The organism is Spirosoma sp. (assembly GCF_026391055.1).
Lineage (GTDB): Bacteria > Bacteroidota > Bacteroidia > Cytophagales > Spirosomataceae > Spirosoma.
Map to the genome: position 1 here is coordinate 44509 of NZ_JAPLET010000007.1, position 6227 is coordinate 50735.

The following is a 6227-nucleotide window of genomic DNA, read 5'->3' on the forward strand; positions in this document are numbered from 1 at the left end:
GAGTTAGGAGTGAGAAGAGAGAAGTTGCTAACGCGTTCGTTGCAGGCCCTTTCGTGCTCTGTTCCTAACATTTAATTTTTTTAGTATTAGGAGCGAGGAGTGGGTGACAGGAGGGCGCACCGGCGAAAGCAACACATGCGTCAGCCCTCCTAACTTCTCGCTCCTAACTCCTGCCTACTTATTCATCATACCCCAACCGCTTGAGCATGCGCTCTTTTTGCCGCCAATCAGGTTCTACTTTAACGAATTGCTCTAAAAAGACTTTTTTGCCGAAGAAGCGTTCGAGTTCTTCGCGGGCCATGATTCCCGTTTTCTTAATCATTTTGCCACCTTCGCCGAGCAGAATTGCCCGTTGTGTAGCCCGCTCTACCAGAATCTCAGCCTGAATGACAATGATGTCGTCTTTCTCTTTGAATCCCGTTACCACCACTTCACTGCTGTAGGGTACTTCTTTTTTGTAATTCAAAAAGATTTTCTCCCGGATAATTTCCGAGGCAAAGAACCGTTCGGGTTTATCCGTAAGCTCATCTTTCGGGAAATAAGGTGGATGTTGCGGCAGTCGACTGATGATGCCTTCAAAGACGCGGTCGACGTTGAAGTCGTTAAGGGCCGAAATAGGGATTATTTCCGTAGCCTTAAAGCGTTCTTCCCAATAGGCAATTTTTTCGATTACCTGATCCTGAGTGGCCTGGTCTACTTTGTTGATCAGCAGTAAAACCGGAACCTCCGATTTTTGTAGTCGCTCGATTACATCATTTTCGTCGTGTTGCTCGAAAATATCAGTTACGAACAGCACCACGTCGGCATCTTCGATAGAACCGCGTACGAAGCTCATCATGGACTCATGAAGCTTATAAAGCGGCTTGATGATGCCGGGGGTATCGGAGTAAACGAGTTGGAATTCTGTACCGTCGTGGGTTCCGTTGAGGATACCCATAATGCGGTGGCGGGTGGTCTGGGCTTTGGCGGTGATAATGGATAACCGCTCGCCGACGAGCTGATTCATCAGGGTGGATTTGCCAACGTTTGGCTTTCCAACGATACTGACGAACCCGGCCTTATGATCGGCCGGGAAATTTTCTATAGTTTCCGTATTCATTCGTAGGTGATCCCGCTGGCTGATTACCAGTGGCTTTAGACAACAACTCTCTCCCGTCAGAAAACGTTTCGATAGCGGTGAAAACTTTTTTTTACAAAGATAGTTGTATTTGTAGAAAGTTATCGTACTTTTGCATTCCCAACATCGCGGGATGGAGCAGTTGGTAGCTCGTTGGGCTCATAACCCAAAGGTCGCTGGTTCGAGTCCAGCTCCCGCTACTAAGTAAACGCCTAATTGACTGTATAACAGTTGATTAGGCGTTTTTAATTTGAGGCTGTATACGGGTATGTGTACGGAAATCAATCCCCTTATTACAAAAAAGGACGTTTTTGAAATATAAAAGCAGATTGCAACAGATCAGGAAGTATTAAGTAAAATTTATCATAGCAATGCTTATCTTACCTCGAACTTAAGGTTATCGCAATTTAAAGGAGTAACAGGCGAATATATAAGGCTATGGAAAAAATTATTGAGGATGAATTTACCACAAATATTGCTGGTAGGATAAAAAATCTTGATTTACCCAAGAGTAAAGCGTTATGGCCGCTATTTGAAATTATTTCTAATGCGATACATGCTATAGAGGAAAAGGGCAATGTGAAGAAAGGGAAAATTAATATACAAATAGATAGAGAAGGTCATGATGAAGCTTTAAATGAGCTAAAAGATGTTAGCCAGTATTTTATTAAATCATTTATTGTTTCGGATAATGGAATTGGATTTAATGATTTGAACTATAAATCATTCCTTACTGCTGAATCTGATTATAAGGTAGAAAAAGGGGCCAAAGGTATTGGTCGATTTGTTTGTTTAAAAGCATTTAAAATAATAGAGTATAAAAGTAGTTACAGAGATACTGATAATATAATTAGAAATAGACAATTCTCGCTTAAAGGCTATGGCAAGGCAATTAATGGAGAACAAAATACTTTATCTCAAGAACAAATTACCGGAACAGAAGTAATTCTAAATACTTACAATGACGAATATAAAATAAATTGTCCAAAATCAATTCACGAGATAGGTGAGAAAATAGTAGAACATTTCTTTATCTATTTTTTAGAAGATAGATGCCCATTGATAACAATAATAGATACAAATGGGGCAGAAGTTTCACCTAATAATATTTTTGGCAAAGAATTACTGCCTAATGTAATTAGAAAAGATTTCAAAGTAAAAACCGAAAATTTCAATATTACTATATTTAAAGTTGATAAAAAACAAAGTGGACATAAAGTGTACTACTGTGCAAATTGTAGAAGTGTTACACCAGAGAATTTAAGCAAATATATTCCTGACTTAGTGAACAACGTATTTTTGACTGGTAGTGATGACCTTCATTTCCAGATATATATTACGTCGGACTATTTAGATAAGCATGTTGGCAACGAACGAACTAAATTTAATTTTCCTGATAATGAAGAGGATGCTCTTTATGATTTTATTGTAACTTATGAAGATATAAAAAAACAAGTAACTAATGAAATAGAAGCTCTTCTAAAAGTTCCTTTGGAAGAATTAAGACTACAAAAAATTGAGTCAATTAAAAGACACGTAGAACAGTACGCCCCTCAATTTAAATATGTTTTAAAACACAAGAGTTCAGATGTAAGTAAACTTTCAGCAAACCTATCTGGCGAGAAGTTAGAAGTAGAACTTTTTAAACTTCAACAAAAAATTGAATTAGAAACTAAAATACTTGGTGATGAAGTAATGAATAAAAATGATTTTAACAGTGTTGAGGATTATCAGAAGGCGTACCATAATTATGTAGAGCAATCAAATGAACTTGGGAAAGCTAACCTTGTTAAATATGTTATTCATCGGCGTGCTATAATTGATTTACTAGAAAAGTTTTTAGGCGGTGACGAAGATGGCAAATTTCAAAGTGAGCGAACTATACACGAATTATTTTTCCCTATAAGAAAAGAGTCTGATGACGTAAAATATGAGCAGCAGAATTTATGGCTAATAGATGAACGTCTGACATATCACTACTATTTAGCGTCGGATAAGCCTATGGTAGATATGCCTATATTAGATAATATTGACAATAAAGATAGACCTGATCTATTTATTTTTAATAGTAGTTTTGCTTTTGTAAATGAAGCCGCTCCATTTAATTCATTTATAATTGTTGAGTTTAAGAAGCCGGAGCGTAAAGATTATAATGACCAAGAAGTAAAAAATAATCCTGTTGACCAAGTGATTGATTATATTGACACGTTAAGATCAGGGGCAGCTAAAGACCGAACAAATAAGTATATACAAATTTCAGATAAAGAAAAAATCCCTTTCTATGCATATGTAATTTGTGACTTTAATCCAAAACTAAATAAGTTACTTGGGAGCCGTAATTTTAATAAAACACCTGATGGTTTAGGATATTTTTATTTTCATACCCAATTTAATGCATACATTGAAGTTATTTCGTATCAAAAATTACTAAAAGATGCTAAAAACAGGAATAAAATTTTATTCGAAAAATTGGGTATTACGGGGTAAGTGCAATTGTTGTGATTACTTGAGTCTTATAAGTTTCATAAAAGAGAAATATTATCAAGATAACTCTACGTTTTTTATAGTCATGTAAAGTATCATTTAAGGTTCATTGCGCACATATAAAAGTAAAAATAATGTCATTGAGATTACTTTTACTCCGTTACTAAGACAACAAACATTTTATAGGGTTGATTTACGTACTAGTAGTTTCCTTCATTTAATTAAATTATTAATAGGTGCTGGTATATTAATCGAGATTTCCTCTGCGATAGTAATAAATTGATTTTTGAAATCTAAATTTTTTTCAAAGATTAGATCTAACCTCTCCAATAGCCAATATGAAAAATTTTTCTTAGAATATTCGTCACATAGTGATTTGACTATTTCGTTATTTAGCGGATATTTTTCTAAGAATGTCGCGATATAATCGGCTCGACTATTCACCCACAAATAGCTTGTAAACATTTTATTTTGGAAAAGCACTTTCTCGATTGCATTTCCAAATCCATTCTCTTTTAAAATTATATGCTCAAATTCAACGTTTGTGTAATTTTCAGTATTATTGAAAACGTGTACATTTGCTTCCTCTAATTCATTTTTTGGAATAAGGTTATTACTTAGTAAAGAAGCGTAGATTCCTAACGGCAGTCTACATTTTTTAAGCTCAGTCTGCCAAAATCTCCTAACTTCTTCAGGAGACTGGAAAAACATTAATACTCGGCTAGGATAGTCAGATAAGTATATTCGTAAAGCTGACCTATTAGACTTCAAAAAACGTATGAGTGAGTCTATAACACGATTCGTAGAAATTAAAAATACTCTTTCGTAAAATTTAAATAAATATGGGTCATTGAATCCCATAGGATCAATTAGTAGGTCTAATTTACTCCAAAAATCGTCTAATTCAGATGTATCAATAGAACTATCAATTTGCTCTATGAGAGGGCTGACATCTTTGTTAGCCGGTGTATAAGTAAGATCATAATGTCTCTGAAATTTATTTAATAGAGAATTTTTACCTCCCTCAACAGTAATTTTGTATATATTACTTTGAATAAATCCCCAAAATGCTTCTACATGATAAGTATCTATAATGTTATCCTTATAATGAGCGCAATCATTTCGTCTATCTTTCCAGTATTTAATTTGTATTCTTAGATTTTCGCTTATTGAAAATATAGGGTCTTTAGAACGTACTCTGGTCAAAGAGTCAATCTTTTCTTTCTGCTGTGTTGCATCAAATACAGCGCTCTCCCAGGAATCCTCTTCTTGAAGCAAACTGATAATTTTTTCCCATTCACCATCTGGAAATATATTTGACTTATTAGAGGCTACTATTCTTTCTTTGAGAATAGTTAGAAAACCTAGATACGAAAACAGTAGAGAAGCTCTATATGCACCTGACTTGTAGCAGACAATACTATCGGTAAATAAAAATGTAATATTTTTAGAATAGTTTTGATTTTCAAGCCAATTCTCGATAGGTAAGGTCATATTAGGGTGTTTTAGGAAAGTAAACCTTAAAGTACATGATTCTACTGTTCTTTAAACAGATTATAGTAATGATATATTTACTTACTTTAACCTTATCTGATTAATACTGATGCTAACTTTTCTTTCACTTTCGCATAAACTTCTGGGTCACTTAAGTTCTCTACCCTACCAAGCGATACGCCACAATTAGATAGTTGCCCGGTATTTGGATCAATTTCAAATGCTGACAAATAACTAGTACTTGAATTGTCTTCGATGAGGCAAAAAAATCTTTCTCCTATCTGGATTTTGAGGACATTTTTCATAGTTTTAATCTCTTTTTGTGTGCTTCTGTAGCAATTTACTCAAATCTGTGTACCGTGAAGACTAACTATCAATCGTGCTTATATGTTATCCAGCACAAAAAAGAACCGCTGCTTTATCGCAAGTTTACGGCTATTGTTACGTAATAAGAAATCATTAATGTAGCGTTGTATATTCTTAAAATTGGCATGGAAGTAAAATCGGTTAACACTGTGCTGTAACAGGCCCTAAAAGCTCGCCATCGTGTTTGGTATGAACCATATTATTGACGCATTGTCTGCGCTGTGATCTCTATATTGTAATCATATACGCAGTCTAAAGGAGTTATGTGAATATAGGTAGATAGCTGAAATATAAAAAGCCCGGACATTGAAAGAACCGGGCTTCTGTATTTATGTTAACCGGTATAAGATGTATACTTGAAAAGAAGGTAATAGGGTTAGTTTAGTAGTTTATAGAGTTTGCTTTATTCAACAAATAAGAGCCGATTTCGTCCCACTCTACCAATGTTTGCTCATTAGTTACTAAGTAATTCAACCTTGCCTGTAATTGCCTGTTCAATTCGTCTAATCAGCCGTTCCGCAATCTGGCTTTCTATTTTGTTTGCTTCTCTCCAACCCGGATAAGTGTTTGTTTTCTCAATTAAAAACCCTTGATACATACGCAAAGCCTTTGTTATTACTTCGGGTGGACTTGCAACAGTACACTGGAGATTTTCTTCAGGCTGCCATCTGGGAAGTGTAAAAATGAGATTCTTGTTGAATGGGGGTTTGATAACTCAAGCTTGAATGTTTCCGTCGACGGTTATACCAACCTTCTATGTACTCGA

General features: G+C 35.2%; 4 protein-coding genes and 1 tRNA gene. 2 read left to right on the plus strand and 3 right to left on the minus strand.

Going from position 1 to position 6227, the window contains the following annotated elements; genetic code table 11:
• Positions 1-178 precede the first annotated feature (178 nt).
• Positions 179-1099: a GTPase Era gene (gene era / locus NT073_RS00840; RefSeq protein WP_297367295.1), complete on the minus strand. Its 921-nt coding sequence runs from the start codon at positions 1097-1099 to the stop codon at positions 179-181.
• A 145-nt stretch (positions 1100-1244) separates the two neighbouring features.
• Here era and NT073_RS00845 point away from each other — a divergent pair.
• Together NT073_RS00845 and NT073_RS00850 are read left to right on the plus strand one after the other, a co-directional pair.
• Positions 1245-1317: transfer RNA gene (locus NT073_RS00845), tRNA-Met, on the plus strand.
• A gap of 238 nt (positions 1318-1555) precedes the next feature.
• Complete coding sequence (locus NT073_RS00850) at positions 1556-3604, plus strand: ATP-binding protein (protein WP_297367299.1); 2049 nt, start codon at positions 1556-1558, stop codon at positions 3602-3604.
• 210 nt (positions 3605-3814) lie between these two features.
• Here the strand turns inward: NT073_RS00850 and NT073_RS00855 are convergent, their stop codons facing one another.
• Positions 3815-5095 carry a hypothetical protein gene (locus NT073_RS00855; RefSeq protein ID WP_297367302.1) on the minus strand — a complete coding sequence of 427 codons (1281 nt, stop codon included), beginning with the start codon at positions 5093-5095 and terminating at the stop codon, positions 3815-3817.
• Between the two features lie 92 nt (positions 5096-5187).
• The gene (locus tag NT073_RS00860; protein WP_297367306.1) at positions 5188-5400 is read right to left on the minus strand and encodes a hypothetical protein; all 213 of its coding nucleotides are present in this window, start codon (positions 5398-5400) and stop codon (positions 5188-5190) included.
• Between the last annotated feature and the right edge of the window lie 827 nt (positions 5401-6227).

What these genes read in the sequence shown, in the direction of transcription:
- era (WP_297367295.1), bottom strand. Translation starts at nt 1,099, where the DNA reads ATGAATACGGAAACTATAGAAAATTTCCCGGCCGATCATAAGGCCGGG.
- NT073_RS00850 (WP_297367299.1), top strand. Translation starts at nt 1,556, where the DNA reads ATGGAAAAAATTATTGAGGATGAATTTACCACAAATATTGCTGGTAGG.
- NT073_RS00855 (WP_297367302.1), bottom strand. Translation starts at nt 5,095, where the DNA reads ATGACCTTACCTATCGAGAATTGGCTTGAAAATCAAAACTATTCTAAA.
- NT073_RS00860 (WP_297367306.1), bottom strand. Translation starts at nt 5,400, where the DNA reads ATGAAAAATGTCCTCAAAATCCAGATAGGAGAAAGATTTTTTTGCCTC.